The organism is Agrobacterium sp., from assembly GCF_059499945.1.
Map to the genome: position 1 here is coordinate 138,694 of NZ_JCABZP010000002.1, position 24,064 is coordinate 162,757.

44 protein-coding genes are annotated in these 24,064 nt (G+C 56.8%); 24 read left to right on the forward strand and 20 right to left on the reverse strand.

From position 1 onward, the window contains the following. Positions 1–116: 116 nt before the first annotated feature. The 19 genes from AC5I5B_RS01700 to AC5I5B_RS01790 all read right to left on the reverse strand — a co-directional run bounded on the left by AC5I5B_RS01700 (position 117) and on the right by AC5I5B_RS01790 (position 9,556). Positions 117–467 (reverse strand): hypothetical protein, encoded by a 351-nt coding sequence (locus AC5I5B_RS01700; RefSeq protein ID WP_495752202.1) that lies wholly within the window; start codon positions 465–467, stop codon positions 117–119. Then, a complete protein-coding gene (locus AC5I5B_RS01705; protein ID WP_495752203.1) occupies positions 460–1,251 on the reverse strand; it encodes a hypothetical protein in 792 nt (263 codons plus the stop codon). The genes AC5I5B_RS01700 and AC5I5B_RS01705 overlap by 8 nt, the downstream gene beginning before the upstream one ends. Next, positions 1,241–1,759, reverse strand: a complete 519-nt coding sequence (locus AC5I5B_RS01710) for a hypothetical protein (protein WP_495752204.1) — start codon at positions 1,757–1,759, stop codon at positions 1,241–1,243. The genes AC5I5B_RS01705 and AC5I5B_RS01710 overlap by 11 nt, the downstream gene beginning before the upstream one ends. Beyond that, positions 1,756–2,151: an HNH endonuclease gene (locus tag AC5I5B_RS01715; protein WP_495752205.1), complete on the reverse strand. Its 396-nt coding sequence runs from the start codon at positions 2,149–2,151 to the stop codon at positions 1,756–1,758. Before AC5I5B_RS01715 ends, AC5I5B_RS01710 begins: the two co-directional genes overlap by 4 nt. Next, positions 2,148–2,324: a hypothetical protein gene (locus AC5I5B_RS01720; protein ID WP_495752206.1), complete on the reverse strand. Its 177-nt coding sequence runs from the start codon at positions 2,322–2,324 to the stop codon at positions 2,148–2,150. The genes AC5I5B_RS01715 and AC5I5B_RS01720 overlap by 4 nt, the downstream gene beginning before the upstream one ends. Beyond that, complete coding sequence (locus AC5I5B_RS01725) at positions 2,324–2,527, reverse strand: hypothetical protein (RefSeq protein WP_495752207.1); 204 nt, start codon at positions 2,525–2,527, stop codon at positions 2,324–2,326. Before AC5I5B_RS01725 ends, AC5I5B_RS01720 begins: the two co-directional genes overlap by 1 nt. Further along, a complete protein-coding gene (locus AC5I5B_RS01730; RefSeq protein ID WP_495752208.1) occupies positions 2,524–2,739 on the reverse strand; it encodes a hypothetical protein in 216 nt (71 codons plus the stop codon). Before AC5I5B_RS01730 ends, AC5I5B_RS01725 begins: the two co-directional genes overlap by 4 nt. Further along, complete coding sequence (locus AC5I5B_RS01735) at positions 2,736–2,933, reverse strand: hypothetical protein (RefSeq protein ID WP_495752209.1); 198 nt, start codon at positions 2,931–2,933, stop codon at positions 2,736–2,738. The genes AC5I5B_RS01730 and AC5I5B_RS01735 overlap by 4 nt, the downstream gene beginning before the upstream one ends. Continuing rightward, positions 2,930–4,153, reverse strand: coding sequence for a recombinase family protein (locus AC5I5B_RS01740; protein ID WP_495752210.1), 1,224 nt, complete (start codon positions 4,151–4,153; stop codon positions 2,930–2,932). The genes AC5I5B_RS01735 and AC5I5B_RS01740 overlap by 4 nt, the downstream gene beginning before the upstream one ends. 2 nt (positions 4,154–4,155) lie before the next feature. Then, a complete protein-coding gene (locus AC5I5B_RS01745) occupies positions 4,156–5,259 on the reverse strand; it encodes a PD-(D/E)XK nuclease-like domain-containing protein (protein WP_495752211.1) in 1,104 nt (367 codons plus the stop codon). Beyond that, complete coding sequence (locus AC5I5B_RS01750; protein ID WP_495752212.1) at positions 5,247–5,477, reverse strand: hypothetical protein; 231 nt, start codon at positions 5,475–5,477, stop codon at positions 5,247–5,249. The genes AC5I5B_RS01745 and AC5I5B_RS01750 overlap by 13 nt, the downstream gene beginning before the upstream one ends. After that, positions 5,477–5,743, reverse strand: coding sequence for a hypothetical protein (locus AC5I5B_RS01755; protein WP_495752213.1), 267 nt, complete (start codon positions 5,741–5,743; stop codon positions 5,477–5,479). The genes AC5I5B_RS01750 and AC5I5B_RS01755 overlap by 1 nt, the downstream gene beginning before the upstream one ends. Before the next feature lie 23 nt (positions 5,744–5,766). After that, complete coding sequence (locus AC5I5B_RS01760) at positions 5,767–6,024, reverse strand: transcriptional regulator (RefSeq protein WP_495752214.1); 258 nt, start codon at positions 6,022–6,024, stop codon at positions 5,767–5,769. 1 nt (position 6,025) lies between these two features. Continuing rightward, positions 6,026–6,364: a DUF551 domain-containing protein gene (locus tag AC5I5B_RS01765; protein WP_495752215.1), complete on the reverse strand. Its 339-nt coding sequence runs from the start codon at positions 6,362–6,364 to the stop codon at positions 6,026–6,028. Between the two features lie 23 nt (positions 6,365–6,387). After that, a complete protein-coding gene (locus tag AC5I5B_RS01770) occupies positions 6,388–7,194 on the reverse strand; it encodes a hypothetical protein (protein ID WP_495752216.1) in 807 nt (268 codons plus the stop codon). A 152-nt stretch (positions 7,195–7,346) separates the two neighbouring features. Continuing rightward, positions 7,347–7,625, reverse strand: a complete 279-nt coding sequence (locus AC5I5B_RS01775; protein WP_495752217.1) for a hypothetical protein — start codon at positions 7,623–7,625, stop codon at positions 7,347–7,349. Between the two features lie 56 nt (positions 7,626–7,681). After that, positions 7,682–8,197, reverse strand: coding sequence for a hypothetical protein (locus AC5I5B_RS01780; protein WP_495752218.1), 516 nt, complete (start codon positions 8,195–8,197; stop codon positions 7,682–7,684). Between the two features lie 420 nt (positions 8,198–8,617). Further along, positions 8,618–8,845 carry a hypothetical protein gene (locus tag AC5I5B_RS01785; protein WP_495752219.1) on the reverse strand — a complete coding sequence of 76 codons (228 nt, stop codon included), beginning with the start codon at positions 8,843–8,845 and terminating at the stop codon, positions 8,618–8,620. Between the two features lie 9 nt (positions 8,846–8,854). Next, positions 8,855–9,556 carry a helix-turn-helix domain-containing protein gene (locus AC5I5B_RS01790; RefSeq protein ID WP_495752220.1) on the reverse strand — a complete coding sequence of 234 codons (702 nt, stop codon included), beginning with the start codon at positions 9,554–9,556 and terminating at the stop codon, positions 8,855–8,857. A 138-nt stretch (positions 9,557–9,694) separates the two neighbouring features. Between AC5I5B_RS01790 and AC5I5B_RS01795 the strand changes: the two genes are divergently transcribed. The 11 genes from AC5I5B_RS01795 (at position 9,695) to AC5I5B_RS01845 (ending at position 14,881) form a co-directional block, all read left to right on the forward strand. Next, positions 9,695–9,880 carry a YdaS family helix-turn-helix protein gene (locus AC5I5B_RS01795; protein ID WP_495752221.1) on the forward strand — a complete coding sequence of 62 codons (186 nt, stop codon included), beginning with the start codon at positions 9,695–9,697 and terminating at the stop codon, positions 9,878–9,880. Continuing rightward, the gene (locus AC5I5B_RS01800; RefSeq protein ID WP_495752270.1) at positions 9,880–10,833 is read left to right on the forward strand and encodes a DUF3102 domain-containing protein; all 954 of its coding nucleotides are present in this window, start codon (positions 9,880–9,882) and stop codon (positions 10,831–10,833) included. The genes AC5I5B_RS01795 and AC5I5B_RS01800 overlap by 1 nt, the downstream gene beginning before the upstream one ends. Then, positions 10,826–11,401, forward strand: coding sequence for a hypothetical protein (locus tag AC5I5B_RS01805; protein ID WP_495752222.1), 576 nt, complete (start codon positions 10,826–10,828; stop codon positions 11,399–11,401). Before AC5I5B_RS01800 ends, AC5I5B_RS01805 begins: the two co-directional genes overlap by 8 nt. A 223-nt stretch (positions 11,402–11,624) precedes the next feature. Further along, positions 11,625–11,945, forward strand: a complete 321-nt coding sequence (locus tag AC5I5B_RS01810) for a hypothetical protein (protein ID WP_495752223.1) — start codon at positions 11,625–11,627, stop codon at positions 11,943–11,945. Next, the gene (locus AC5I5B_RS01815; RefSeq protein WP_495752224.1) at positions 11,942–12,109 is read left to right on the forward strand and encodes a hypothetical protein; all 168 of its coding nucleotides are present in this window, start codon (positions 11,942–11,944) and stop codon (positions 12,107–12,109) included. The genes AC5I5B_RS01810 and AC5I5B_RS01815 overlap by 4 nt, the downstream gene beginning before the upstream one ends. Next, entirely contained in the window at positions 12,106–12,342 is a 237-nt protein-coding gene (gene acpP, locus AC5I5B_RS01820; protein WP_495752225.1) for an acyl carrier protein, read from the forward strand. Before AC5I5B_RS01815 ends, acpP begins: the two co-directional genes overlap by 4 nt. 112 nt (positions 12,343–12,454) lie before the next feature. Next, the gene (locus AC5I5B_RS01825; RefSeq protein ID WP_495752226.1) at positions 12,455–12,748 is read left to right on the forward strand and encodes a hypothetical protein; all 294 of its coding nucleotides are present in this window, start codon (positions 12,455–12,457) and stop codon (positions 12,746–12,748) included. A gap of 60 nt (positions 12,749–12,808) precedes the next feature. Beyond that, complete coding sequence (locus AC5I5B_RS01830) at positions 12,809–13,183, forward strand: hypothetical protein (protein ID WP_495752227.1); 375 nt, start codon at positions 12,809–12,811, stop codon at positions 13,181–13,183. A gap of 92 nt (positions 13,184–13,275) precedes the next feature. Next, complete coding sequence (locus AC5I5B_RS01835; protein WP_495752228.1) at positions 13,276–13,830, forward strand: hypothetical protein; 555 nt, start codon at positions 13,276–13,278, stop codon at positions 13,828–13,830. A gap of 101 nt (positions 13,831–13,931) precedes the next feature. Beyond that, positions 13,932–14,285 carry a winged helix-turn-helix domain-containing protein gene (locus tag AC5I5B_RS01840; protein ID WP_495752229.1) on the forward strand — a complete coding sequence of 118 codons (354 nt, stop codon included), beginning with the start codon at positions 13,932–13,934 and terminating at the stop codon, positions 14,283–14,285. Next, complete coding sequence (locus tag AC5I5B_RS01845) at positions 14,282–14,881, forward strand: hypothetical protein (RefSeq protein ID WP_111791173.1); 600 nt, start codon at positions 14,282–14,284, stop codon at positions 14,879–14,881. Before AC5I5B_RS01840 ends, AC5I5B_RS01845 begins: the two co-directional genes overlap by 4 nt. A gap of 2 nt (positions 14,882–14,883) precedes the next feature. Here AC5I5B_RS01845 and AC5I5B_RS01850 read toward each other — a convergent pair whose 3' ends face one another. Then, positions 14,884–15,135 (reverse strand): DUF982 domain-containing protein, encoded by a 252-nt coding sequence (locus tag AC5I5B_RS01850; protein ID WP_262512228.1) that lies wholly within the window; start codon positions 15,133–15,135, stop codon positions 14,884–14,886. Between the two features lie 64 nt (positions 15,136–15,199). Between AC5I5B_RS01850 and AC5I5B_RS01855 the strand changes: the two genes are divergently transcribed. From AC5I5B_RS01855 to terL, 13 genes are all read left to right on the forward strand, one after another. Beyond that, positions 15,200–15,721 carry a hypothetical protein gene (locus tag AC5I5B_RS01855; RefSeq protein WP_495752230.1) on the forward strand — a complete coding sequence of 174 codons (522 nt, stop codon included), beginning with the start codon at positions 15,200–15,202 and terminating at the stop codon, positions 15,719–15,721. 5 nt (positions 15,722–15,726) lie between these two features. Next, a complete protein-coding gene (locus AC5I5B_RS01860) occupies positions 15,727–17,166 on the forward strand; it encodes a DnaB-like helicase C-terminal domain-containing protein (RefSeq protein WP_495752231.1) in 1,440 nt (479 codons plus the stop codon). Then, positions 17,166–18,215, forward strand: a complete 1,050-nt coding sequence (locus AC5I5B_RS01865; RefSeq protein WP_495752232.1) for a DNA cytosine methyltransferase — start codon at positions 17,166–17,168, stop codon at positions 18,213–18,215. The genes AC5I5B_RS01860 and AC5I5B_RS01865 overlap by 1 nt, the downstream gene beginning before the upstream one ends. After that, entirely contained in the window at positions 18,212–18,565 is a 354-nt protein-coding gene (locus tag AC5I5B_RS01870) for a hypothetical protein (RefSeq protein WP_495752233.1), read from the forward strand. The genes AC5I5B_RS01865 and AC5I5B_RS01870 overlap by 4 nt, the downstream gene beginning before the upstream one ends. Next, entirely contained in the window at positions 18,562–18,900 is a 339-nt protein-coding gene (locus AC5I5B_RS01875) for a hypothetical protein (RefSeq protein WP_495752234.1), read from the forward strand. The genes AC5I5B_RS01870 and AC5I5B_RS01875 overlap by 4 nt, the downstream gene beginning before the upstream one ends. A 35-nt stretch (positions 18,901–18,935) precedes the next feature. After that, positions 18,936–19,385, forward strand: a complete 450-nt coding sequence (locus AC5I5B_RS01880; protein WP_495752235.1) for a 5' nucleotidase, NT5C type — start codon at positions 18,936–18,938, stop codon at positions 19,383–19,385. Beyond that, complete coding sequence (locus AC5I5B_RS01885) at positions 19,382–19,714, forward strand: GcrA cell cycle regulator (protein ID WP_495752236.1); 333 nt, start codon at positions 19,382–19,384, stop codon at positions 19,712–19,714. The genes AC5I5B_RS01880 and AC5I5B_RS01885 overlap by 4 nt, the downstream gene beginning before the upstream one ends. Continuing rightward, complete coding sequence (locus tag AC5I5B_RS01890) at positions 19,711–20,220, forward strand: hypothetical protein (RefSeq protein WP_495752237.1); 510 nt, start codon at positions 19,711–19,713, stop codon at positions 20,218–20,220. Before AC5I5B_RS01885 ends, AC5I5B_RS01890 begins: the two co-directional genes overlap by 4 nt. After that, positions 20,217–20,666: a hypothetical protein gene (locus AC5I5B_RS01895; RefSeq protein ID WP_495752238.1), complete on the forward strand. Its 450-nt coding sequence runs from the start codon at positions 20,217–20,219 to the stop codon at positions 20,664–20,666. Before AC5I5B_RS01890 ends, AC5I5B_RS01895 begins: the two co-directional genes overlap by 4 nt. Further along, the gene (locus AC5I5B_RS01900; protein WP_495752239.1) at positions 20,663–21,289 is read left to right on the forward strand and encodes a hypothetical protein; all 627 of its coding nucleotides are present in this window, start codon (positions 20,663–20,665) and stop codon (positions 21,287–21,289) included. Before AC5I5B_RS01895 ends, AC5I5B_RS01900 begins: the two co-directional genes overlap by 4 nt. Positions 21,290–21,743: 454 nt before the next feature. Next, positions 21,744–21,998, forward strand: coding sequence for a hypothetical protein (locus AC5I5B_RS01905; RefSeq protein ID WP_495752240.1), 255 nt, complete (start codon positions 21,744–21,746; stop codon positions 21,996–21,998). A 9-nt stretch (positions 21,999–22,007) separates the two neighbouring features. Next, positions 22,008–22,502, forward strand: a complete 495-nt coding sequence (locus AC5I5B_RS01910; RefSeq protein ID WP_495752241.1) for a hypothetical protein — start codon at positions 22,008–22,010, stop codon at positions 22,500–22,502. Further along, entirely contained in the window at positions 22,393–24,060 is a 1,668-nt protein-coding gene (gene terL, locus AC5I5B_RS01915; protein WP_495752242.1) for a phage terminase large subunit, read from the forward strand. Before AC5I5B_RS01910 ends, terL begins: the two co-directional genes overlap by 110 nt. Positions 24,061–24,064 lie beyond the last annotated feature (4 nt).

Here is a 24,064-nt window from a genome sequence, read left to right on the forward strand (position 1 = left end):
AGACAAAGCAGCATTGATCGCTTCCACAAAGGCAGGTCCGGGACCAAGTTTGCCGCCGTGGCGCTTATGCCAAGTGGCCCAAGCAGCGGCGATCATCTCGGGGCTGGCTCTTTCCATCACCGCTCCTCCGATTGCAGGGCGCGGAGGCAGTGCGATAGGGCCAACAATGCATCCACCTCAGAAACCAATTGAGCCGCACGCGTATAGTCTTTGACGTTCCGCAGCTCGTCTGCTTCTTTCCTTGCCATACCGGCGTGGTGGTCTGCCAAGATAGCAGCCTCCTCCAGCGCCTTCGCCCTTGCCTCCTTCTCTCGCTTTCCTGCTTCGGATAGGAGTTGGCGGGAACGTTCGCGCTCGGTAAGAATGGCGCGGGCGACAAACATGTGCCAGCGATTGTCGTTGTTCCAACGGAATTCAGACACGCATTCGTTTGCAGCCTGCATGATGTCGTCGGGGATATCAGTCATTGCCGCCCTCCTGCTTTGCGGGTGCTGCGGGCAGAGGCATCCAGTGGGTTGGTGGATTTTCCCGATACCATCGGATTCCCAAAGACCGCTCATGAGGTCCACCCCAATACGGCTTAGGATTTCTCGCGAACCTGTCATTCTTAAAGTAGCCGGTGCTTATTGAGGCCCAGTGCTTTTCATCGGCGCGGAAAAGCATAATTATGCTTTCATCCTTCGGCGCTGTCTCAATCGGCCTCCACCCCGCCACGTCCTGCACCTGTGCGGAGAGCGCGGAGCGAATGCGTGACCGGCACGAAGCCACGTCTTTTGCATCGGCGATACGCCGGATTTGCTCGTCCGATAGATTTTCAATCGCAACCGATATCGTTGGCGGAGTGGTGTATAGAGGCTGGATGGCGCAACCCGTATTGCTCTGGTACTCTCGCGCTGACCGTTCGCTGTGGTCCAATATCCAGCCGCCCGCAAAATCTTTGCACCGCCATGCAACTGGTCCCGCTTCCTTCACTGCCACGGATGGCGCGGGAGGGGCTGCGTACAGCGGTTCGATCCAGATTTCGTACTCGCTCATGTCATCGTCGGATATCGATGGCTTATGCTTGAAATAACGTCCATCGGGATTGTCTTTATCGTGAATAAGGTAGCCTCGCGGCTCCGCAGCGGACAGGGCGGCTTCGAGGGCGGCGCGGATTGCAGGCTCGATCCAGCCCTCAAGCTGAAAACCTTCTGCGCCTGTGTCCTTCGCGTAAGCTTCAATGGCCCGCTTCATCATCTCATCAGTTACCATGGTGTTCGCCTCCTGTGCTGGCGAGGGCGGTGCGGGCGCGTCGGAAGTCTGCGTGCGTCAGGTAAATCCAGCCGACGCCTAGATCATCAGGCAGAGGGTTGCCGTGGTTGTCCTTGTCGAAATGGTCGCCCATGTATTCGGCGAAAGGCTTCAATGCCTCTTCAAGAGACTTCACGCGCTCCTCAATCTGTCGGCGGGAATATACGGGCTTGGACAGCGCCAATTCTGTCTCGAGGCGCATGATTTCGCCCTTGGCTGCGTCGACGTATTCCCGGACGGGCTTGGAGCCACGCCAGTTTCCCGGCTCTCCTTTGCCCCCGCTGATGATCTGGTATATTTCGGCAACCGTGGAGTTGGCGCTGCGCGCCTCCATAGCGTGCGTCTGCGCTTGGAGCTTCAAATCCGATGTCAGGGTGAGCAAGCGGTCATTCTCGCTCTCTAAGGCGCCGATGCGCTCAGTGAGCGCCACGATTACGTCTGCGACCTTCTTTTCCTCGTCATATGTCATGGCGTATCCTCGCGATAGAACGTGACGGGCCGGTAGACGACGGCCTTTTTGGGCTTTTCGGATTTTTGGAACCCCGGCGATTTGATCTTGCCCGCCGGACGGATGACGCCAGACGCCTTATCGCGCTGCCGGTTCGACTTAGCGATCTGCTTCACATCGTTCTTCGTCTTGAAGCGATGGCACTGGACGCAAATCGCCAAGCAATTCTCCAGGCTGTTATCGCCGCCCAAAGCATCCGGCACGGCGTGGTCGTACTGGACGCCGAGTGATAGGCTGCAATTACAACGCTGGCCTTCCTCGAAGCCGTAGCGGGTGCCTGTGGCCTCGCAGCGAATGCCGGAACGCTGCAATGCTTCCTGCTTGGTCTTGCGGGTAAACTCGGTCCGGCTCATGACACCACCTGCAAAGTAGCTGCCATCACGAAAAAGATCGCCGTTAAGCTGGCAACAAACCTGCCGTGAAATTTGGTGACTTGGCCACGTTTATCCATCTCGGCCATCGTGCCAAACATAGCCGCGAAGCAAAGAGAGATGGCGTACAGGACGATTGATATTGCACTGACCATCACCTCTGCCCTCCCAGCGCGCGTGTCATCATGTCCCGCTTGCGGCGCTCCAGATCGCGTACTCGTCCTGTCTTTCCGTGGGATTGCTTTGCCTGTCGGATCTCGGCGTCGATCTCTGTTTGCCAGTTGTATTCACGGGCAAGGTTCTGTCTCGACTTCCAAGTGAGCCAGTGGTGGATGGCGCGGCGGATAAAGCGGTTCATGGTTTTTCTCCTTTGCCTGCCGCTGCGGCTTTGAAGAAGTTCAGCACGTCCTTCGGCTTTTCAAAGCTGATGCCTGTCTCGACAAGCCGCGTGGTCGAGTCCTGGCCGAACGGAGCCCATCGGCCATTTGCAAGCTCAATAGCAAAGCCGATTATTCCTCCGTCATCGTTGACGATGGCCTTCGAGTGGCGATCCGCTGCGCGCATCTTCATGCCGCACCTGTCTTTTCACACGCCGCTGGCGCCGTCCACTTCGTGTAGGCCATTGCCGCCACAGTGCCGGGCCAGACCATTATGGCCATGTAGAGATTGCGATCATCGGTTCGCCTGCCGCTTCGCGCTTCTGCCGCAGCAGTGATGCCAATGCCGATGGTGACGTAGAAGAGGCCGAAGATGACGTGTCTCATTCGACGGCCCCCAAGATTTTCGACACCTCACAGCCAAGACCTTCCGCATGGAACTCGGCGGCGGATTCCAGACTGGTCTGGTTGTTGGCAATAGCGCGGATGGACATGCTGATCGATCGCGCCTTCTCCTTGCCGGCGGGCGACAGGTGCTTGATCTCAGCCTCAGCCCAGCCGCTTTCGATCTCTTTCAGAACAGACGGCGACACGCTGGTATTGGCAGCCATCGGCAGCATCTCGCGAGCGAACCGGATCAGCACGTCGCGCTCTGGATCGGTAGAGGCCGGAGCGTCGGAGGGGGATTCCGCTCCGGCCTCATCTACTGGCGTCATGCCAGCGTTATCCGACGACGGGGCAGGGAGTTCATCGTCGGAATTGGTGTTGGGCAGTATCTCTCCCGTGAGAGCGTCGTGGTCCTCGTCGGCGGTGATAGAGGCCGTGAATCCTTCGCGCTCGTCACTCGGCTGCTGTGTGGCTTCCCGCGATACTGCAAGCCGTTCAGACAGTGATGGCTTCGGCGTTATGTCACGCGCCGCTCGGGATCGGGTCGTATCTTCCATGTCGACCATCTCGTCATCGGTATAGACGCCGAGCATGGTGGCTGGTTCATAGATGCGGCACCAGTCGCGAGTTCCGCGGTAGATGAGCATGCGGGGGAAATTCTTTGGTGACCAAGGCGAATTGGTGCCGGTTGTCTTCCACTCGCCTACGGACCCGTCGAAGAGACGAACGCCGGGGATGCGAATGCCTGGCTTCAGAAACGAGACGAGCGGGCCGGTGCTGTCACCAACGGTGAATTCTTCATTGAAAGGCCTGTCGCTCATGTAGATGCGGGTATCGTCACCAGAGCCGGTAATGTGGTGATGGAGGTTCATGCCGAGCTTGGCTTGGAGAACGGCGGCGACCAACTTCCCTTCGTAGCAGAGCTTTCCATGAACAACAGAAACGCACTGCGCGACCGCGAAAGGATCGAGCCCCCAGCGAACGGCTTGGTTCACAACCAGAAAGCAGTTCGAAATGATCGTGTCGTAGGGAAGAAGCTTCTTATCGTTCGCCTTGCCTTCCATGTAGAGGCTTTCCGGCATCAGCGTGGACCGCGCCATAACAGTCGCTACGCGCTGCATGTGCTCGAAACGAGAGGTATCAAACAGAGGAACAGCGTCGATCACCTCAATGCGCTCACGGACTGCGGTAGGCTGTTTCTGGTCAATGATGGCATTCATGGTTATGCGGCCTCCTGCTCATCTGACGGAGGAGGAACATCGCCCTCGATGCCGTTCAGGAATCTGGTGATTTTGCTCTTTTGGAAAGGGAGCATGGTGATCTTGCGCTCGCCGCCTTGGAACGGTTCGCGTCCGGGCCAATGGCCATCATCGAGGCACTTGCGGATCGTGCGCAGCGCCCAGCGGATCATCGCCTCGCCGTGGTCAAGCTCGCTCGGGATCTCCTCGCCGCCGGGAAGAAGGATCGACTGATCGTTCATCTCGACATGCGCCGTGTCGGGAATGTCGTCGTTCAGGACATAGACGAGCACGAAGGTTTCGAATGGGATTTTCAGGAGCCGGCAGACCATGCGTGTCATCGCCGCCTGCAGGTAATATCCCGCGTCGAAAATCTGGCGCTGCATGAAGTCTTCATCCAGACTGCCAATCGTTTTCAGGTCGGCAAACACGCCATCGGCGTTCGGCATCGCGTCGGGGCGAACCTTCAGCCAAATCCCCGTCTCCGGGTCTTTAGCTGCCAGTGTGCGCTCTACGCGGCCATTAAGGATGCCTTGCTGAACGAGCGGGTATGTGGCGGCGTCGGCACGAATGCGCTGGATCGTCTCCATCTGCTTGCTCGTGAGGACCATCAGGCGCTTGTCCTTCTGCTCCTTCATGTAGTCGCGGCAGACATTGGCGTTGTTGTTCCAAACCTTCACCACGCCTTTTTCATCCTGATATTTTTCAGGACGCACGACGAAGTTCTCTTCAAACACCTCATCTCCCAGCAGCAGGCAGTGAGCGGCCTTGCCGAAGATCAGCGCCTCAGTAGGGTCTTTAGGGTCGATACGATCCTTGTTCCAGTTCCACCGGCCCCAGAATTGCTTTGGGCTGCCGCCGTGGACCGGCAGAATTTCCTTGATGATGGACTTCGATACGGCCGGACCGTCAAACAGATCGCGGTCGTGGTGGTAGCGCTCAATCGGAACATTCCGGTATGCGCCAGGCTGGGAGATAACGCCGCCGTCATACTGCACTTCGCCCTTGACCGGCTTTACGCGCTTCAGGATCGCATCGATCGGGCTGGTGATATGCTCGAACTGGTCTTTGTCGATTATCTTTTCCACGCGATGATCTCCTGATTTTCGAGCGCATCCGCCTTGAGGTAGCTTTCCGAAGCCAGCGAGATGGCGAGCATGAGCGTGCAGGTCACGAGAACCAGCGTTACAAACTCGATGAATTTGATTTTGCGGAAGTTCGATGCAGCTCGCTTGTTGAGCGCTTCGAGGTAAGCTTCCCGATCATCCACTTCTTGTGTATTGGTGGTGGAGAAAGCGGAGGGCATCACGCACCTGCCTTCAGACCGGCGATGAGCAAGTCTGCGTAGCTGATTGCTTCGCGAACCACTTCGTCAGGAGCATTGGTCGGAGAACCGTAAGCGATTGCATATCCCTGGATTAGAGCGGCCAAAGCTTGGCTTGCATAATGCTCTCGCTTCGTAAGCCCTGTGAACACATCGTTTTCGATTACATTGCCACGACCGTCCAATTTCTTAGGGAGGATCAGCGGCGATGCTGGGCCGGTATCATCAATTCTGCGATCTGCGGTCATTTCCTGCCCCTTTATATCTCGGGTTACTCTGACAAAGCCGGTGGGTTGGTGGGATTGCGGAGGTCTTGACCAAATCCGGGGCCAATGAAGTCTATGGCCCTCTGCGTATCTCCGCTAAGCATGATCCGCTCGCCTTTCATGGCGCGCTTGTGGAGATACTGGTATGTCCTGAGCGCTTGCCGAACGACGGCTGTTTTCGACATCTGATGCTCAAGGCAAAGTTGCTCAAGCGCCTGCATCTCTACTGGCGAAAGGTTAAGCGTCATGGTTCCGGCGCTCATCTTATTCTTCCTGCTCTGAGGCTGACGGTGTGGGCCGATAAGCGGAGGGAGCTTCTGGTAAATGCATCCAGTGGGTCGGATTAAGACGATCAGAATCGTCACGATCCCGCCAACCTCCGAAGCTCCAACACCCAACGAGGACATCTCCGAACCAGCCTGTGGATGATAGTAAGATATCGGTGCCATCTCTTGGTGCGGTTTCAATAGGCTGCCACTGCGTCAAGCTAGCGGTTCTGTCGGAAGACGGATCGATTTGTCGGTTTTCAATCGCTCGCTCAAGAACGCGATCTACTTCGTCCAACAGACCATTTTGCGTTCCATGCTTTTGCATATCGCTCATCTTCTTCTCCCGCTGTGCTGTGGTTACTTGGTGGGGGTGGCGGAGGAGGCCTCAAGTGCGAGACGCAACATTTCGGCGCATTCTTTGAACGCTTTGTTGCGTGCGCTCCACGTCGGGCCGAAGCCGTTTCCTTCATCGACAGCATCTTTTTGCTTGCTTTTCAGGATGGCTAGAACGCGCTCCATGCCTCGCTTTTCGTTCTCGCTCTGAGGCGTCAGAGCGGCCCATGCGGTTCGAAACTGTCGGTAGAAGTGGTCGCGCTGCTTAGTAACTTCCTTCAAGGTGTCTCGAAGGTATGTCACCTCGTCTCCCTCATAGAATTCTTCCACGCTTCCAGTTGGACCAAATGGTTCTTTATGACGCGTATTGATCAGAAGCGGATCGGAACCGTGGCGGGCTATATGCCGTTCCTTGGCGATGTCGTCGTAGACAACGTAGCCAATGCCCTCATGCCAATCGCAAATGGGGTTTCCGTCACCGCCGAGTTCTCGCCACTCATCAATGCTGACCTGCCGGAAAGCCCCGCCGTTGATGTGCTGTGCAGTGTAGCCCAAATCAGGAAGGAAGCGCTGAAACCGACTTACAAGTTCACGGATGAAGGTTTCCGAACGCTGGCAGCAAACCTCGCTGTCACTGTCAAAATCCATGCTGCCGAAGGCTGATAGTTCTTTGTCACAAAATTCCAGAGATTCCTTCACCAACTCGGCGTCAGAAATCCCACTTGCGTATTCTGGGTGTTTAAGGACCATTTCCCTATCCATTGTCTGAAGCCCTATGCGGGGCGGCTCAAAATGGCCGATCGTCAAAATACGGGTCGAAATCATCGTCATAGCTGGCATCAATCCAGCCTTCGCCGCCGCACTCGAAACACGGCTCCTCGTCGTGACCGCAGATGCAGTCACCGGGCCAGAAGTCGCAGCGGAAGTATCCAAGTCCACTGCAAGCTGGGCATGGTTTGATTTCTGGATCAGCGCTCATCGCCTTACTCCGCGGCTTCCAGACGACCGATGACGGCGCCGTGGACGATGGGGTTGCGATCAAACCGGGGAAGAACAATCTCGCCGGGACGGGCATGGCGCTTGAACTCAAACACCTCGCCGCCGTAGCGCTGGGCGTCTGCGTCAGCCTCATCAACATCGTCGTACTCAAAGGCGTCATCGCCGTTCGATGTCCACTCCATCCCGTCGCCGTACTGGCAAAGGTAGATGGACCTGCCGCTGCGGGTATGCATTTCGACGTTGAAGCGCGTTACCTGTGGCATTTGCTCATCCTCAGTGGTTGAGATCGAATTGGAGATCCGCCCGGAGACGGATGCGGTCAGTTGTCGAACCAGAAAATCAATCGAGCTTTGTCGCCGTTGCCATCGATGGCTTTCATCGAAGCGAGTATCGCGACCCACTCAGCCGGGGCCTTTCCATCGAAAAGCTCTTTGTACCTCTCGACGCACTGCTCAAGCTCATTGGAGCTAAGCCAACTGTGGCTGTGGTGATCCGGGTTTGTTACGCGCTCCAGAACGTCGTCTTTGAATTCCGGCGTGGAGTAACCATCAGCAACCCAGCGCTCCGCCGAGCCTTTTGATGTCCAGCCATCGCTGTCTGCCCACTCTGGATGATTCTCAGGGACGATCCTCAGCCAATGGTCTTTTTCGACGGCGAAGCTAACCGGGCCTTCCGGCATTCCCTTCGCTTCGAAAAGCTTGATGCCGTCGTAGTCGCGAACACCTGCCATTATGGCAAACATGCGGTAATTGCGGTTGCCGCCGTTTTCTACGAGATCGAACCAGTGCGTTCCGTTTGTTGAGTATTCGACGTAGGCGTGGATATCGCATCCCATGCTGGCTCATCTCCGGTTCTTGTGGTGGCAGCGAGATCGGCGGGTGTGCTTCTTCGTCGCTGCTGATGACTTCTTGTACAGTTAAACTATACATAGCGCAAGTGGGGCTGAGAAAAAAGTTTAGGCGGACTAGACAGTATAGGCGAGCACAGGATATCTCTGTCGCCAGATGACGGGCGACCGGGTGCAATTCCCGAGCTGGTGAAGCCCGAAGCGCGGGGAGCGTAAGTCCTACTGTGCTGCCAGAAAATGAGGACGGATTAGCCGAGAGGCGTCCTGCAAATCGACCGACCGACCTGACGGTTCAAGTCGAGCAAACGCTCTCCCTGCCTTTTGGGATCGATTCGGTCCTGAGGGGTAGGGGGAGCTTTGCTGTCTCCCTCCCTCTCATCAAGTTCAATATCGAAGAAAACCAGATATCTAATGTTTCTCTGGTGAATGGAATCTGTCGAGAATGTCTCCGACAAGAGCAGCTATCTCGTGATTGTTACGCTTATGCATCGCGTTGATGCTAGTTTCCATGACGTGAACGAAATCTTCGCGTTTCAAGGCGCCTGACATCTCAAGAGATTTCACGAGCGCCATCAGCGAGACGACGTGAGCCATATGCACATGGGCAACTAATTCACTCACTTCCTCGCGCTTCATAGCGAACTCCTATCGGAATGGATCCCGGTCTCGTGGCACCAAGCTACGCCGAGGGATGGGCGACCACTTCGCTATAACGATGTCCGTCACCTTGATCTCGGTATCGTCGTCACCGTCGAGTTCTATATCGTCCTGCCAGTTTTCGTTGTCGCTCAATGGGCGCAATACCCAGCGGCCGTCTTTCCAGATCATCTGCTTCGCTGTGTATTCAGCCAGCCCGTGCTGCATCCGCTGGACGATAACCAAATCACCGTGTTCAGGCTGCATGCCGCCGGCGTGCAATTCGACGCAGTGCAGATACTCGCCATTGTCAGCAATCCGGTTGATGCTGTCTCCCGCGACTCGGTAGAGACGTTGGCCGTATCCGGGATATTCCGGGGAAGCTGCGACGGGTTCATATTTGCGTTCATAGCGGAATGACCCTTCGCGCCAGACGCCTGCAGAAACCTCACCGACGACCGGAAGGCCGGCAAGCGGCCTTGATTCCTGCGGCCCCAGATCAGCAAAAGCTTCATCCCCGCCGCGCTCCAGCCAGAAGATACTGACCTTTGTCGCCTTGGCGATTGCCTCAAGCGTCGATCTCCTTGGAACAACATCGCCTTTTTCCCACTGGGCAACGGCTCCGCGCGTCTTCCCGACGGCGTCGGCAAGCTGTTGCTGGGTCATCTTCGCTTTGTCGCGAGCGGTGAAAATTCGCTGATTCAGTTCCATGGCGGCAACATATTCCGTCCCGCTATACAAATCTTCGATAGTCTCACTATCAGGGGTGCTTGACGGAATGTTAGTTAAACTGTACATGTTGCATATTCTCGCTAAACAGGGAGTGCGGAAGTGCAGAAGCTGACTGGAATGGATGCAGTACGAGACAGGATGCCGCTGGCACGCCTGGCGCGCGAACTTGGCATCACCCGCGGCGCTGTAGCGCAGTGGGACAAGGTTCCTGCCGAGCGCCTCGGTGCTGTTAACCGAGTGACGGGCATTCCGCAGGATGTCCTTCGCCCCGATCTGTTCGCGAGTGCGGAGGCAGCTGAGTGATGCTCAAAGTAATCGAAAACGAACAGATGTCGTTCAATTACGACGCAGTGCCGGCTCCGGTAGCAATTCAAGCGCGTGAAGCAGCCGAGCGTATTAAGCTCCGGCTTCGCCGTTCCGCAGAAGACATCATCGAGATTGGTCGTGATCTCAACGCGGTAAAGGCGTCGATTGGCCACGGAAAATTTCTGCCATGGATCGAAGCCGAATTTGGAATGGGGCGAACAACCGCTTGGAAGTTCATGGCGGTGGCAGATGCATATGGAGCAAAAGTTCACCAAGTGAACAAGTTGGACCCGTCTGCCCTCTATGAACTCGCAGCGCCAAAAACACCGATCGAAGTCCGCGAAGAAATCGAGAAGATGATTGAGGCCGGTGAGGTTGTCACCAAAGCTACCGTCGCAAAACTCACCGCTGAGATCGAGTCCGCAAAAAAAGGCCGCGACCTTGCAGACCATGATGCGACTGTCGCGGAGGAAAAGGCAGAGGCGCTTAAGACAGGTCTCGACACTCTCAACAAGTCGATTGACGAGAGAGTTTCTGCTGAGGTCGCCAAGGCGTCTGAAAACATCCGTTCCGGTTATGAAGATGAGATCGAGAGGCTCAAGGCCCAGATTGAAGACCTTCGGAAGCCGAAGAATATCACCACTATTGATAACGAGACCGGCAACATCATCCAGTTCCATCGCGAGCTGTCCGAAGATGAAGCGGTAGAAATAGACGCCTCCGGCGATGAAATGATTGGTGCCGACTTCAATGAGGTCGCTACCGATACCGAGCGGGCTGTTGCCTTCTTTGGTTCTGTTCGCGCCATGGCAAGCGCGAAAGCCGACCCCTCTGCCGTCTACGCTTACATCGTGAAGCGATCCTCCAAAACTCTCATCGCTGAATACATGGGCATGGTCGATGCCGTGATGTCTCAGCTCAAATCTGTGAAGGACATGCACAATGGCTAATCGCATAGTGAGTGAGAAAGAGTTCCGTTCTGCTTTCCGGTCTGAGGCAATCGGCATGGCCGATTTCTCGCAGAAGAAGAACAAGCACGTTTTGGGCATCGGCCCGAGACAGGTGAGCGTCAGCGTTGGCGCCCAGATCGTCAAGGCTTTGATCGACCGATTTGCTGCTGACGGACGCACGCTCGACAAGGACATGGTCCACGTCATGAACCCGAAGGGAGCGAGAGCGTACAGCTCGCTGCAATTCAACCAGATCGGCAAAATGAAACTGGTCCATGGGGCGAATGCCATCGAGACAGTTTGGAAGTCTCTCGGGGATCTCATTCCTGTTGCGCGCAAGGGCGTCACCAATGTCTACGTCTCCAAAAACGGCGCAACGGACATGGAGCTCGCCGCAATGCGCGATCTGCGCACCGGAAAGCTCAATGCCCGCGTTCTTGCGAATGAACAGCTTGTAGAAGCGATCGATGAAGCTCGATCAGTACTCGACGGCCGCAACCTGGGAGAAATGTACGCTGCTTCTTGCACGGAGTATTTCCACACCCTGCCGCTAGAAGCTGCTGAGTAAGCGATATGATGGCCGTTCTCCCCATCAATCATGTTCCTCTCACCAGAGCAAAAGGCGCGTTCAAGCCTTGCCTTTGGTGTGGTGGGGAGACGGCGACCTTTGAAGAAGCGCCAGAAATCAAGCCAGCCAATCATGCCGCTCGCGTTAAGTGCGAAGGCTGCGGTCGCCAGATCGCTTGGGCTTCGGCTCGGCAGGTGCGCAAGGCTGAAAGGCTCGTAGCAGCATGATGGACACATTACTCCAATCCCCCAACCGATTCATCCCCGACCGCAGCGCGATCAACGCAATGCAGGAAGACTGGATTGCCAAGAACGGCGAGCCTCGGAAATTCGAGCGCGGATTCTCCAGCGACTGGGGATTTCTTCAAAACCTCATGGCTCGATACGGCTTCAAGCTGACCTATCACGGTCGATGCCTCTACTCGATGCACAAGGAAGACTTCCGGGGCGTGCCGAAGCGCATCAGCCGGGAAGAACTCATCAGGCATGTTGACGCCGTGCTGATCGAGAATGGCAAGCAGCCTTTCGGATGGAGGAAACCATGACCTCCGCCCGCCTCGAAGCGGCCATACAATCGCACCGCGCTGAATATCGCCCAGCAATCCGCTGTGACGAGTGCGATCACGTCCTGTCGATTGCCGAGCAGATCGAACACTTCTGCGACCGCTGCAAGAAGCGGCCGGTCGAAATTCGTGAGGGGAAGCAATGACTATGATTTTCGACAGGTTTGCCACGATCATTTCTGACTGCTTGGGAGTGCCGCTTGACAGCATAACCATGGCGTCAAACCTCGAAGCGGATTTGGATGCGGACAGCTTGGACAGCATCGAAATCCTTATGGCTGTTGAGGATGAGTTTTCCATCCAGCTTGAGGATGAAGAAGCTGAGAAAGTTGAAACCGTTGCGGACGCCGTTCTCCTCATTGAGAGGGCGCTGGCATGATCGCCTCCATGCACGCTGATCAGCAACAGTTCCTCGTCTATGTGGCATGGTTCTTCTCGGCATTCATCGTGTCGGCGGTGCTGGCGCACCTGGCTTTCTCGGGGCGGAAGTGATGGCAGCTCTCAAGCAATATCCACTCCCGGCACTGGTCACTCATACGACGGACACCCGCGCCGGCTCTGTCTTCAAAGCCTTATGCGCGGTTTATCCGGGTCAAATTTCTGCAGAGCATCTTATGGCAAGAGCGGGTCTGTCTTGGCGGGCCGAACCGATCTGGTCTTTCGTGTCGCTCTGCAACGACTTCATCAAAATCAACGAGGCAATCGAACCTTTCGGCTGGCGGGCTGAACGGTCGGGCGGAACGCCTCGTGACAACTACTGGCTTTCGCCAATCGCGGGTCAGTGAACCTTTCGTTTCAATCATCACCCTGTCGACACCGGATTAATCGCACAGGGAAAATCGAAAATGTCCGAAAATCAGTTGGGAAAATCCGAAATGTCTAGCGTCGATTTTGCGTCAACAGCTTTGCAACGATACGTCGCGCCGAAGGGCAGCGGCCACAATGTCAAGGACAGGATCACTCGCGCGGCAAGGCGTCTCGGATGGTCTGTCTCTCGCACAAAGGATGTTTGGTACGCGGACCCGCGCGTGTCGATCTCTGCCGAAGAACTGCGGGTCATCGAGGAGGCAGCAGGTGTCAAATACGGCCGAGCAGAAGCCAGAACTATCGAAGAGCTCATTTCCAAAGCGGACGCCCTCTTGGCTGGACCTGAGGCGGATTTCTATCGCCCGCTGGTCGATGGCTTCCGCGCATTCATTCGCGCGCTGGATCGCTCCTGAATTGTTCGACTGACCGGCGGCGCTTCGGCGTCTCCGGTTTTTATTTGCCTGAAACCTTCGGAAAAATCCGACGATCGAGAGGAAAATTCAGAATGGCAGCAGCAGTAGGACACAACACCGAAAAGGCTGAACGCGAGCGCCGCGTTCTCTTCGCCTTCTACCACAAGAAGGACCGCGATGTCGCGGCCCAGATCAAGGCTCTGCAGGCCGAGAAGTCATCGAACCGGCAGAACGCCAAGGCTTCCGGCTTCCCGGCGCAGAAGCTCGACCACTACCTCAAATCCTTCAATGCCGAGGATCACCAGAAGCCGGTCGACAAGCTCAAGAGCGAGCGCGAGAACCTTGAATGGCTCGGCTACATCCCGGCGACGTCCGGCGGCGACTTGCTGGCCCAGATCGACCGTGTCGACAATGAGCAGATGATCCAGGCCAAAGGCTTCCATGCTGGTTTGACTGGCCTCGATCGCGTCTCGGGCTACGACGGCGGCTCGGTTGACGACAAGCTCTGGCTCGAATCCTACGACGCCGGCAAGGCCGAATACGACACTGAAATTCCCGACATCATGGCGCGCATCACTGCGGCGCAGTCGAAGGAGGAAGCGCCGGCGACTGGCGATGATCCCTTCGAGCTCGATCAGACGAACTGAGTTCCCCCGGCCAGCAGACCTCCCAAGCGCTGGCCCAACTAACCCGGTGCGAGAATGTAAAGCGGACCCCGCACCGGGTTCTTTCTTCCACGAGGATGGCAATGAACCACATACCTCAGACAAGCCAGTTCTCTTGCCCGTGCTGCGGAAACACCATCGCTACGGCGGCTCCCGTCGACATGGTCAAGGACAAGATTTCCCGCGGGCATAACGAACGCATCTTCTCCCTGCTTGCTTCACGCCTAGGTCGCTTCGTTTCCAAGGATGCGATTGTCGAGCACATCTATGGTGACGACCCCGACGGCGGCCCAGATCGCGCGGACCACGTTGTCTCGGTGCTGGTCAACAAGCTGAAAAACTCCATCGAGCCTTACGGCTGGACGATCAAGAGCATCGGTCGTGGTTCTGGCAACAAGGCGCATTACAGCCTGGCGCCGATCGAGGTGACGCCATGAGGGTTCTCGGTCTCGACGTTTCAAAACACGCTGGCTGGGCTCTTTGGGAAACAAAGAATGCTCTCGCATCGATCCGCTGCGACGTGATGGAATTCCCGGCAAAGGCATCCATCGAATACTGTGCCGATCAGATGGGGCTTAAGGTGACGAAGCTCATCAAGGACGAGAAGCCGGATTTCATCGTTCTCGAAACCGCGCTCAAGATGAGCCCCAAGGGTTCGGCCGCAACGGTATCCTCCTGCATGCTGCACGGCGCGGTCTATGCCACGCTCGGAAATTGGGGGAAGCCATGGGGAACGATCAGTGCGGCTACCTGGCGCAAGATGTTCTTCGGCGCTGGCTACAAGCCGCCACTCGACAATCACGGCAAGAACGACTGGAAGCGCGCCGCTATTGAGCAGTGCGAACTGGAAGGCATCATCTTGCCGGCGAAGAAGGCCACCCGAGACAATGCGGCAGAAGCTGCTGCGCTCGCTGTGTGCTGGCGCGGCGTCGAGATCCATGCGGGCCGGTACCGTCCGGCATTCCAAGACTTCCTGCAGCAGCGCAACGAGCGCGCTCCGTCTGGAGATCTGTTCGCGGGAGTGGGCGCATGACCTCACTTGTCGCGAACAAACACATGCGCCTCTTCTGCAGCCTTCAGGAAGGCATTGCGGGCCTTATCGGGTTCCTCTCGGCCTTCCAGCACAGCAAGGCAAATCATCTTCGCGCGGGTCAGTTTCTCCCCGCTGTCCGTCGGCCATTGGTTCATCAGCGTAAATGCGGCCTCGCTGGTGCTATCAATCGTACGGTACTGGCCGATCTTGCCGGTCTGAAATGTAACCGGCTTGTTCCATCGTTTCGGGTCCATGACGCGATACCTCCCGGTGCGATTCAACTGATTTCCAATCTCGTTGTTCCAGGAGGTGCGCATAGTGGGCAAGCGATCTGATTTCGAGCGTCGGAAAAACGACGCGTACCAGACACCATCGCCAGCAGTCCTTCCGCTCATCCCTCATCTTCGCGGCATCAAGACCTTTGCAGAGCCTTGCTCCGGAGAAGGAAAGCTTGTGAGGGCGCTGGAGAGCTATGGCCTCGTCTGCAATTTCTTCGATGACATCGAGAACGGTTTTGATGCTCTTACTGACGACAGTCTGGAGCTTGCCCGCTTCGATGCTATTATCACTAACCCGCCATGGACGCGCGAAATACTGCACCCAATGATTCTACGCTTCCAGTCAATCGCGCCGACGTGGTTGCTCTTTGACGCCGATTGGGTTCATACGCGCCAAGCTCTGCCGTTCCTCGACCAGTGCAGCCACATCGTCAGCGTTGGACGGGTGAAATGGATCGAGGACTCTAAGTTCACCGGCAAAGACAATGCAGCATGGCACCGTTTCCATAGCCAGCATGTCGGCGGCCCTCGGTTCTTCGCCAGAGAGGCGGTGGCAGCATGAACGCCATGCCACAAGAATTCGCTGCCATACCGGCGAACATCGACGCTGAACAGCAATTGATCGGAGCCTTGCTGATCAACAACGAAGCGCTGGAAGCTCTTCCGAGCTCGTTTGACGATCGGCATTTCTTCGAGCCGTTTCACCAGTCTGTGTTTCGGGAAATAAAGCGCCTTGTGGAATTGGGGAAGAGCGCAAACCCTGTGACGGTGAAGGCGGGCGTTGATACCGGCGCCATGATCGGAGACCTCACAACTTCTCAATATCTGGCGCGCATGGCGTCCGAGGCCGTTTCCATCATCAACGTTCCCGGATTTGCCCAAGCGATCACATTCGATGCCATGCGCCGCGGTCTCATTTCCGTTGGTGAGCAGGCGGGGGAGCTTGGCTTTCAATGCGGCGACGAACTGACGTTCATCGAACAGGCAGACGCTCTTAGAGAACAATTTGAGCGCATCGTGCGCGGTCTGGAATCGGATGATGAACTGACCTTGGCGGATGCGGCCGATCGCGCCCTGAGCGCTACCAACAACGCTTTCCGTGGCAATGGGCATACAGGTGTCGATTATGGCTTCTCGCCTCTGTCGGGCCTGATCGGGCCAGCAATGCCAGGACAGCTTATCGTGATCGGCGGCGGCACCAAGCAGGGCAAGTCAACGCTCATCGAGCAGATCGTCATGGGTGCCGCGATGAACGGCCACCCGGTCTGGGTTTATTCCGGGGAAATGCAGGGTGAAGAGCTTGCCCACCGCGCGCTGTCCCGCATCACCGACATTCAGGCGTGGCGCCAGATACGCGGAAAGGTTTCGGAATCCGAAGTCGAGAAGCTCATGATCGCCAAGACCAACGCCATGACATGGCAGGAGCGGGTAATCATCCGCGACAAACCGATGACGCTGACACAGATAGAGCGATCCGTCACCAACTTCACCGCCCGTCATCCCGGGGGCATGGCTATAGTCGACCATATCGGCCTCGTGGAGCGCGACAAGAGCAACATGCGGCTCACCGATCAGGATTTCGGCCCGCTCGTCACACGCACGCTCAAGATGCTGGCGAACAAGGCCTCGCTACCGATCTTCGCGGCGGCACAGCTAAAGAAGAACACCTTCGCGATCGAGGACCGCACCATCACCCGCAAGACCTTCGAGCAGGCCATCAACCGCCGGCCGAAATATGCGGACATCCTTGGTTCCGTCGAGAAAGACGCCAACCACGTCATCATTCCATTCCGAGCCGAGCCGATCCTGCAGGAGCTTGAGCCGGTCGAAGGCTCCATCAACTACGGAGATTGGGAAGCCGTCATGAGCCAAGTGAAAGACAAGGCAGAAATTATCCTAGCCCTGTCCCGCCATACCCGCTGGCCACAGCGAAAGGAGGTTGGCTGGAACGGCGGCAAGACCATGTTCACCGAACTCAATCCCCACGATCAGGGGAGGATGTTCTGATGGAAGTCCTAGACCTTTTCAGCGCGGCGGCCGGTGGCTGGTCGCTCGGAATGCACAGGGCCGGGTTCAAAACCATTGCGGCCTGCGAAAACGTCGCGTGGCGCCGCGCAATCTATCAGGAGAACAACCCGGATGTCCTTATCTATGACGATGTCTGCACACTCACAGCAGATCGAATTATTCGAGATACCGGACGTTTCCCACCCATCGTCGTCGGAAGCCCCCCGTGCCAGGACATCTCCAGCGCCAACACAAAAGGCAAAGGCGTCGAAGGGGAAAGAAGCGGCCTCTACTTTGAAGCCATCCGCATCATCGGAGAGGGCCGACCTCGTTGGTTCGCTCTTGAAAACAGCTCTAATCTCCGAACTCGGGGAGCTGACGCCGTCCTCGCTGCACTGGAAGCACTCGGCTACACCTGCTGGACGTTCGTGGTACGTGCTGGGGACATCGGAGCCAATCACGAGCGGCCCAGAAGTTGGATCATTGGCTGCGATCCAGAGCAAGTTGCCGACGCCGATGGCTTCAGACGGGATGAAGGATGGAGCCGGGGGTGGTGCGGGTTTGACTTATCCATTTCGAATGATTCTTTCCACGCCGCGGGCCTCAGACATGAAAGCTGGCGGTCACGGAGCGCCAGGACGGACCGGTACAGTGAGACACATGTTGCACGAATCGTACCTACCGACTCCTCGGGCTTCGGAGGCCTACCACGGGCCAGATATGACGTCGCACAGCCCGAACATCAAGGCGCGTCTCCAGAACAACGATCCGAGGTGGCTGGGAGCAATGGCTTTGGCCGAAATTCTTCAGAACCATGGGCTTCGTGGAACGGCGGCATTACCAATCACATACGGCTGGATGATGGGCTTTCCACCTGGCTGGCTGGCACGCGCATTGCAGTCGGCGGTCCGCGCGGGACATCTGCAGCAAGTCTTATCGTTGAAGCGTTCGGTGACGCAGTCGTCCCGCAAATCCCGGAAGCAATAGGGAAAGCCATCTTGCGCACGGAAAGAGCCTTGGCGGCAATTTATGAAAGGGCGTCGGCATGACCAACCAGTACGCGGCATACGTTCAAGAAGTGCCAGGCGGATATAGAGCCATGATCCGGGTATGCCGGGAAGCCAAGCCGAACCCCGTGATGGACAAGGGCGACAAGCCGAAGATCTATCCAACCAGAGCCGCCGCCCTGACAGAACTGCTGTCTCACGTCGTCGGCTTCATGAACGGCCGTCCGATCCGCGGCGAGCATTTCAACGATGAACCAGCCACCAGCACTGCCGACGCCCATTTCAACCTCAAGCCATTCGTCAAAGCCAAGGGCAGCAATAAGCGAACCATTGTCGAGAAGGCACGACGCAAGGGCAAAGAGACCAGCGTGGAAAGGAGGGAAATGGCATGAAGAAGTACGCCACTATCCATTTCGCTTGCAACGATGGCGACGACGGTTCTTTCGCTGGGAAAGTGTGTGCGGCCTCCTACGGGGAGAATGAACTTGAGACGATCGGCATGGGCGACATCAAGTTCACCGCCGGCGAAGACTTCATCCGCATTCATCGTCGGACCTTCAAGGTTATTGGCCGGTCGTATTGGGTTGGCAACTGGTGCTGGGACTCGTTCCGCATGACGCGCAGCGAGGCGAAGAAGCTTTTGGCTTGTCTTCGCAAGAACGGATGGAGGTGTACGCACGGCCGTGTCCACTTCGGCAGATGGATGGATAAGGAACAAGCAGCATGAAGCGACCAAACGTATACCTCGACCTTGACGGCGTCATGGCTGACTTCGACGCTCACTTTCCGGCCCTGTTCGGTGTCGATCACCGTACGATGCTTGATGACGACATGTGGGCGACAATCAATGCCCACCCTTCGTATTTCCGAGACATGCCGCAGTGCCCCGGCGCAAAAGAGTTCTTCGACCGGATATCCTGGCTGAACCCGATCATCCTGACGGCGTGCCCAAAGTCCAATTACGCCCACGTAGCGCGGCAGAAGCGCGAATGGGTGAGGGAACACCTTTCCAGCACCTGCCATATCCTCCCGGTCATGGGTGGGCGCAATAAGCCTCTCTTCATGCACTCGCGTGGTGACATCCTCATCGATGACTTTGAGCGCAATATCAAGGCTTGGCGCGAGGAGGGCGGCTTTGGCATCCTTCACACGGATTTTGCAACGTCTCGCGATATGCTGGAGCGTGAAATGGTGCGGAGCGCCGCAGCATGACCCACCACCGCTCCCTATACACCAAGGAACAGATAGCCGCTGCTGCTGCGCTATGGCGTGACGGCTACACGATGTACGACATGGCGGAAAAGCTCGGCATGACCTGGAGCGCGGTCAAGAACATGACCAGCACGCGCCGCGGCACATTCCCGTACCGCAAGAGGAATACCCGACGCGCAGACCCGATCGTCAAACAGGTGGATGAAGCGCCGGCGCCAGCGCCTCTCAAGGCTGGCTGCGTGGTCAGAACCACATTCACCGGTGCCAAGGTCACTTTGCCGCGTGTCGCGTTCATCGACGGCCCAGAGCCGGAAAGCGAGGCAGCATGAACCAGATGGTGACAATCTCCTATGAGGAGCAGTTGAAAGCGAAAGCCAAGGCTGTCCGTCAACGATTGATGGGCAAGGGGAAGATCGTCAACATTCTGACCGAGGTTCACTCATCCGAGGTTGATGGTGACATCAAACACCTTCCTCCAACAGCATTGATGAGAATGCGAGAGCCGCGAGAGCACGTTAACACCTGGTTTCTCCACCAGCGCGCTATACGAGATGCAGAGCGCGACCCTAATCAGGTTCGGAAGTTCATTAAACTCCGCTGCATCGCCTATGGGATGACATATGAACGGTTCCAGTCCGATAAACGTGACCGGGAAACCTCTATGACCAGCCGGCAGATCATTCTCGACACGGATGCGCAATTCCCCGGTCTGGAAGCAACTCTCCTCGGTCGATTGGCTCGCAAGAACCACACCACGATCCTTTACATGCGAGGCACGGTCAAAAAGGGCTTTGTCTCAAAGTGGAGGAAGCAGCAAGAGGCGAGGGCACAATGAAGCACCACGCCCACCGATGCGACATCTATAAGATTGCCCGTCAGTGTGGCGTGAAGCTCTTTGACGGGCATCTGCATAGCCCAACCAGCCGGAAGCCATTCGAGTGCTACTGCAAGCCCACTGTGAGGGAAATCGGCACGGTGCATGGTGAAGAACACCTGAAGCTCGTCTTCATGCTGATGACCGGCAACAGAAACAATGCGGCCGAGCTGTATTCCGACATGATCAAGGCCGTTTCATCGGTCATAATTCGGAACCCTGATCTGGAAAAGCGTTCAACATTACTGAACGACTTTGATAAAATAGACCTCGGCAGCCTGCGCCGGAAGGCAAGGGCAATGAACTGCGGAATACCGACGAGCCATGTGCTGCGCGTACTCATCGGGATCAAGTTTTTTCAGCCCGTGCAGGGCGATCTAATCGACATGATAGGAGATGCGGCGTGAGCTATCAGGCATGGACATATGAGGCGGTGCGAGATCGGGTCATAGAGGCCGCACAGACGCTTTTGGCATCTCCTGCGGCACTTGGGCCACGGATGAGCCAAGGTGCATTCAGCGAGATGGTATCCGCCGTTATCGCGACTGAATACGACAGGGCACCATCCTATCGGCGGGTCATCTCGGCAGGCGCACTCAGCCGGATGGAACAGACCTGGACGTGGATCAATTCCTACCTCGATGAAGCAGATCGCAAGCTGGTCTACGATTATGGCTTCATCAAAAGCCGGAAAGGTGTTTACCTTGAGCGGTATCTTGAGAAAAACGACATGGTACGCCGAACTTTCGAACGGAAAATTCAGCGGGCTTGTCAACTAATTGCGAACAATCTCAACCGATTGTATTCGGTTCGGTTAACAATGACGCTGGACGACGTGTCGCAAAACGAGGTAGATATCGCGTCAACAACGGTATCGTCCGAAAGTCGCGACCGCAGGGAAACACACTGGATCGCACCGGACGGCAAGCCGCTCATCGATACCGCTCTTCCAGAAAAGAGATACATCGATCACCGGGATATCCGGGCGCGGCATTCTGAACGAAACAGGAGCCTTGGCGCAAAGGTGTAATTCGCCCAACAGGGCAACGGAATGCGAGGCGGCGCTGAAACGCAGAAGCGCATCAAGGTGTGATCGTAGGCCCGGGTCTCGGATGGGCAATTCATCTTGAATTCACCAGCCTAATTCCGATCAAGGGGGCGAGACCTCCTCGGTAGGCAGATGAACGGACGATCAAGCCACGGTAGCGTGGCCGGCATCCAGAAAAGCACGGCGGCCGGGTAGGGTGCAATAGCCATGACACCGACGACGCCCGCGAGCAAGCTTGCACCCGGTTCCTTGAACCAACCAACGCGGCATACATCGGCAAGATAAACGACAACGGCGATATCAGGTCAGCACTGTTTGACGATGAGGGCGAGCCACTCGCGATCGGTCCAGAAATGACGCTTCGCCAGGTCGCAATGACAAACGGCTTCGTGGTCGTATCCAGACATTGACCGTATTCGCCCACAGGAGCCCGCTGATGCGCTGGATCGTCAATCTTGGTCTACTGGCTGCTGTTGTTCTCTTTGCGCTGTGGCGGCCGTCTGACGCAAAGCAGGTCGCATATCTGCCGAGGCTCGATAGACCGGCGGAAGCGGAAGCCATCGCGATCCGACCGAACCGCCCGTGCATCGTGGATCGAGCGCCAGTCGTCATTCAATGGCAGGTGGTCGACCAGAGCGGCAAGCGAAAGACTGCGGGTGAGACGATAATCCGGCGCGGGTGTGTAAGGTAAAGAGGCATCATGCCAGTTCTGAAAAACCCAAGGCACGAGAGGATGGCGCAAGGTCTCGCCAAGGGTCTGTCGGCAGAGAAGGCGCACGTCGAAGCCGGGTTCAAGCAGAACAGGCACAACGCGGCCGCTTTAGCACGTGAGGAACACATTTCAACACGCGTGACCGAACTGCAGTCCAAGGCCGTCAAGAAGGTCGAGATCACCGTAGACAGCCTCGCACAGGAGCTTGAAGAGGCTCGCGCTATTGCCCTAGCCGAGAAGCAGTCGAGCGCGGCTGTGAGCGCCACAATGGGCAAGGCGAAGCTCTTTGGTTTGGGGGTAGAGAAGCGGCACCTTAGTGGGACTCTGCAGGTCATCAACATAACGGCAAAGCAACTGGAAGCGCTGAACGACGATGAACTTGCCGCTCTCGAAACAGCATATCCAGTTCTCCAGAAGCTCGGGCTTATCGCTGCAGGCGATCCGGGCGGAGAGACAGGCGAGGGAAGCGAACAAGAGGATTGAAGAAGAGGCGGCGCAGGCTGGCGTCTCCCTTGCATCCTTCATCCGCGGTGGCTGGCATGTACTGGAGCCGGGTAGGGCATTCGTCCACGGCTGGCACATCGACGCAATATCGGATCATCTGAAGTCGATCACTGATGGCGGGCTAAGCCGCCTCATCATCAACGTTCCGCCCGGCACGATGAAGTCTCTGACCGTCGGTGTGTTCTGGCCGGCGTGGGAGTGGGGGCCGCTGAACAAGCCTTGGCTTCGCACGATTGCGACGGCCTATAAGGAAGGTCTGGCCAAGCGAGACAACATCAAGGCTCGGCGCCTGGTGCAGTCGCAGTGGTTCAGGGATAGGTGGGGTAGCCAGTTCAGCCTCATGCCGGATCAGAACTCGACGCTCAAGTTTGAGAATGATCTGGCTGGGTTCAGAGCGGCCATGTCTTTCCAGTCTCTGACTGGCGAGCGCGGTGACCGGGTGATCATTGATGACCCTCTATCCGTCGACATGGCAAAATCTGACGCTGACAGGATCACAGCAAAGGAAACCTTTCTAGAGGCTGTGCCGTCTCGTCTGAGCGACCCTGAGACTTCGGCTATTGTCATTGTCATGCAGCGCCTGCACGAAGAAGACACGACCGGCGTAGCACTGTCAAAGAACCTTGGGTACGAGCACCTGATGCTCCCCATGGAATTCGAGCCAGAGCGGCGCTGTTACACTGTGGTGAAGCCTTCATTCCATGACGAGAAGCCGCGCTTGGGCCGGTACGACGCTGGAAAGCAGGTCTGGTACTTCGAAGGCGACGACATCCCCGAGAACCGGAGAGAGTATGTCGAAAAGTCGGAACGGAAAGCGGTTTACTCTCAAGATATTCGGACGGAAGAGGGCGAGCTTCTATTCACCAAGCGCTTCTCTCGTGAAGTGGTGGAGCGCGATAAGATATCGCTCGGCTCGGTAGGGCACGCGGGACAAAACCAGCAGCGACCGGCGCCACGCGGTGGTGGCATGTTCAAGCGGGCATACTTCAGCATCGTGAAGGCTATCCCGGCGGGGACGGAGTTTGTCCGAGGCTGGGACTTGGCGGCAACACAAGGCGGAGATGGCGCAAGAACGGCAGGTGTTAAGATCGGTCGCATGCCAGATGGCAGGTTCGTCATCGCCCACTGTGTGGCCGATAGACTTAGCCCTGCTGGAGTCAGGGCGCTGATAAAGAACACAGCTGAGCAAGATGACGCTGCGCATTCTGACGGGTGCAGGGTCTCCCTACCAAAAGACCCAGGGCAGGCAGGTAAGGACCAATCGCAGCAGATGATTGCCATGCTGGCCGGTCACAGCGCCTCCGCTACGCCTGAAAGCGGAGACAAGGTGACCAGAGCAGAGCCGTTCGCTGCACAGGCAGAGGCGGGCAACGTGGTTATGCTCGAAGGTCCGTGGAACGGAGACTACCTCGATGAGGTCGAAGTGTTCCCGGCTGGTAAGCAGAAAGACATCGTGGACGCATCGTCCCGAGCATTCAATGAACTGGTGCAGCCAACGGCGCAGGTCGCCATGTTCCTGACATCACGTCACCGATAAGAGG

Coding starts and splice junctions, on each gene's coding strand:
- AC5I5B_RS01755 (WP_495752213.1), bottom strand. CDS start 5,743: ATGACCGCAGATCGCAGAATTGATGATACCGGCCCAGCATCGCCGCTG.
- AC5I5B_RS01800 (WP_495752270.1), top strand. CDS start 9,880: ATGCTCAAAGTAATCGAAAACGAACAGATGTCGTTCAATTACGACGCA.
- AC5I5B_RS01805 (WP_495752222.1), top strand. CDS start 10,826: ATGGCTAATCGCATAGTGAGTGAGAAAGAGTTCCGTTCTGCTTTCCGG.
- AC5I5B_RS01765 (WP_495752215.1), bottom strand. CDS start 6,364: ATGAGCGATATGCAAAAGCATGGAACGCAAAATGGTCTGTTGGACGAA.
- AC5I5B_RS01775 (WP_495752217.1), bottom strand. CDS start 7,625: ATGCCACAGGTAACGCGCTTCAACGTCGAAATGCATACCCGCAGCGGC.
- AC5I5B_RS01795 (WP_495752221.1), top strand. CDS start 9,695: ATGGATGCAGTACGAGACAGGATGCCGCTGGCACGCCTGGCGCGCGAA.
- AC5I5B_RS01785 (WP_495752219.1), bottom strand. CDS start 8,845: ATGAAGCGCGAGGAAGTGAGTGAATTAGTTGCCCATGTGCATATGGCT.
- acpP (WP_495752225.1), top strand. CDS start 12,106: ATGACTATGATTTTCGACAGGTTTGCCACGATCATTTCTGACTGCTTG.
- AC5I5B_RS01725 (WP_495752207.1), bottom strand. CDS start 2,527: ATGAACCGCTTTATCCGCCGCGCCATCCACCACTGGCTCACTTGGAAG.
- AC5I5B_RS01885 (WP_495752236.1), top strand. CDS start 19,382: ATGACCCACCACCGCTCCCTATACACCAAGGAACAGATAGCCGCTGCT.
- AC5I5B_RS01720 (WP_495752206.1), bottom strand. CDS start 2,324: ATGGTCAGTGCAATATCAATCGTCCTGTACGCCATCTCTCTTTGCTTC.
- AC5I5B_RS01735 (WP_495752209.1), bottom strand. CDS start 2,933: ATGAGACACGTCATCTTCGGCCTCTTCTACGTCACCATCGGCATTGGC.
- AC5I5B_RS01845 (WP_111791173.1), top strand. CDS start 14,282: ATGAGGGTTCTCGGTCTCGACGTTTCAAAACACGCTGGCTGGGCTCTT.
- AC5I5B_RS01700 (WP_495752202.1), bottom strand. CDS start 467: ATGACTGATATCCCCGACGACATCATGCAGGCTGCAAACGAATGCGTG.
- AC5I5B_RS01860 (WP_495752231.1), top strand. CDS start 15,727: ATGCCACAAGAATTCGCTGCCATACCGGCGAACATCGACGCTGAACAG.
- AC5I5B_RS01780 (WP_495752218.1), bottom strand. CDS start 8,197: ATGGGATGCGATATCCACGCCTACGTCGAATACTCAACAAACGGAACG.
- AC5I5B_RS01910 (WP_495752241.1), top strand. CDS start 22,008: ATGCCAGTTCTGAAAAACCCAAGGCACGAGAGGATGGCGCAAGGTCTC.
- AC5I5B_RS01880 (WP_495752235.1), top strand. CDS start 18,936: ATGGCTGACTTCGACGCTCACTTTCCGGCCCTGTTCGGTGTCGATCAC.
- AC5I5B_RS01825 (WP_495752226.1), top strand. CDS start 12,455: ATGGCAGCTCTCAAGCAATATCCACTCCCGGCACTGGTCACTCATACG.
- AC5I5B_RS01875 (WP_495752234.1), top strand. CDS start 18,562: ATGAAGAAGTACGCCACTATCCATTTCGCTTGCAACGATGGCGACGAC.
- AC5I5B_RS01705 (WP_495752203.1), bottom strand. CDS start 1,251: ATGGTAACTGATGAGATGATGAAGCGGGCCATTGAAGCTTACGCGAAG.
- AC5I5B_RS01790 (WP_495752220.1), bottom strand. CDS start 9,556: ATGGAACTGAATCAGCGAATTTTCACCGCTCGCGACAAAGCGAAGATG.
- AC5I5B_RS01865 (WP_495752232.1), top strand. CDS start 17,166: ATGGAAGTCCTAGACCTTTTCAGCGCGGCGGCCGGTGGCTGGTCGCTC.
- terL (WP_495752242.1), top strand. CDS start 22,393: ATGAACTTGCCGCTCTCGAAACAGCATATCCAGTTCTCCAGAAGCTCG.
- AC5I5B_RS01850 (WP_262512228.1), bottom strand. CDS start 15,135: ATGGACCCGAAACGATGGAACAAGCCGGTTACATTTCAGACCGGCAAG.
- AC5I5B_RS01905 (WP_495752240.1), top strand. CDS start 21,744: ATGCGCTGGATCGTCAATCTTGGTCTACTGGCTGCTGTTGTTCTCTTT.
- AC5I5B_RS01750 (WP_495752212.1), bottom strand. CDS start 5,477: ATGCCCTCCGCTTTCTCCACCACCAATACACAAGAAGTGGATGATCGG.
- AC5I5B_RS01730 (WP_495752208.1), bottom strand. CDS start 2,739: ATGAAGATGCGCGCAGCGGATCGCCACTCGAAGGCCATCGTCAACGAT.
- AC5I5B_RS01810 (WP_495752223.1), top strand. CDS start 11,625: ATGATGGACACATTACTCCAATCCCCCAACCGATTCATCCCCGACCGC.
- AC5I5B_RS01830 (WP_495752227.1), top strand. CDS start 12,809: ATGTCCGAAAATCAGTTGGGAAAATCCGAAATGTCTAGCGTCGATTTT.
- AC5I5B_RS01715 (WP_495752205.1), bottom strand. CDS start 2,151: ATGAGCCGGACCGAGTTTACCCGCAAGACCAAGCAGGAAGCATTGCAG.
- AC5I5B_RS01840 (WP_495752229.1), top strand. CDS start 13,932: ATGAACCACATACCTCAGACAAGCCAGTTCTCTTGCCCGTGCTGCGGA.
- AC5I5B_RS01890 (WP_495752237.1), top strand. CDS start 19,711: ATGAACCAGATGGTGACAATCTCCTATGAGGAGCAGTTGAAAGCGAAA.
- AC5I5B_RS01770 (WP_495752216.1), bottom strand. CDS start 7,194: ATGACGATGATTTCGACCCGTATTTTGACGATCGGCCATTTTGAGCCG.
- AC5I5B_RS01815 (WP_495752224.1), top strand. CDS start 11,942: ATGACCTCCGCCCGCCTCGAAGCGGCCATACAATCGCACCGCGCTGAA.
- AC5I5B_RS01895 (WP_495752238.1), top strand. CDS start 20,217: ATGAAGCACCACGCCCACCGATGCGACATCTATAAGATTGCCCGTCAG.
- AC5I5B_RS01870 (WP_495752233.1), top strand. CDS start 18,212: ATGACCAACCAGTACGCGGCATACGTTCAAGAAGTGCCAGGCGGATAT.
- AC5I5B_RS01760 (WP_495752214.1), bottom strand. CDS start 6,024: ATGAGCGCCGGAACCATGACGCTTAACCTTTCGCCAGTAGAGATGCAG.
- AC5I5B_RS01835 (WP_495752228.1), top strand. CDS start 13,276: ATGGCAGCAGCAGTAGGACACAACACCGAAAAGGCTGAACGCGAGCGC.
- AC5I5B_RS01740 (WP_495752210.1), bottom strand. CDS start 4,153: ATGAATGCCATCATTGACCAGAAACAGCCTACCGCAGTCCGTGAGCGC.
- AC5I5B_RS01710 (WP_495752204.1), bottom strand. CDS start 1,759: ATGACATATGACGAGGAAAAGAAGGTCGCAGACGTAATCGTGGCGCTC.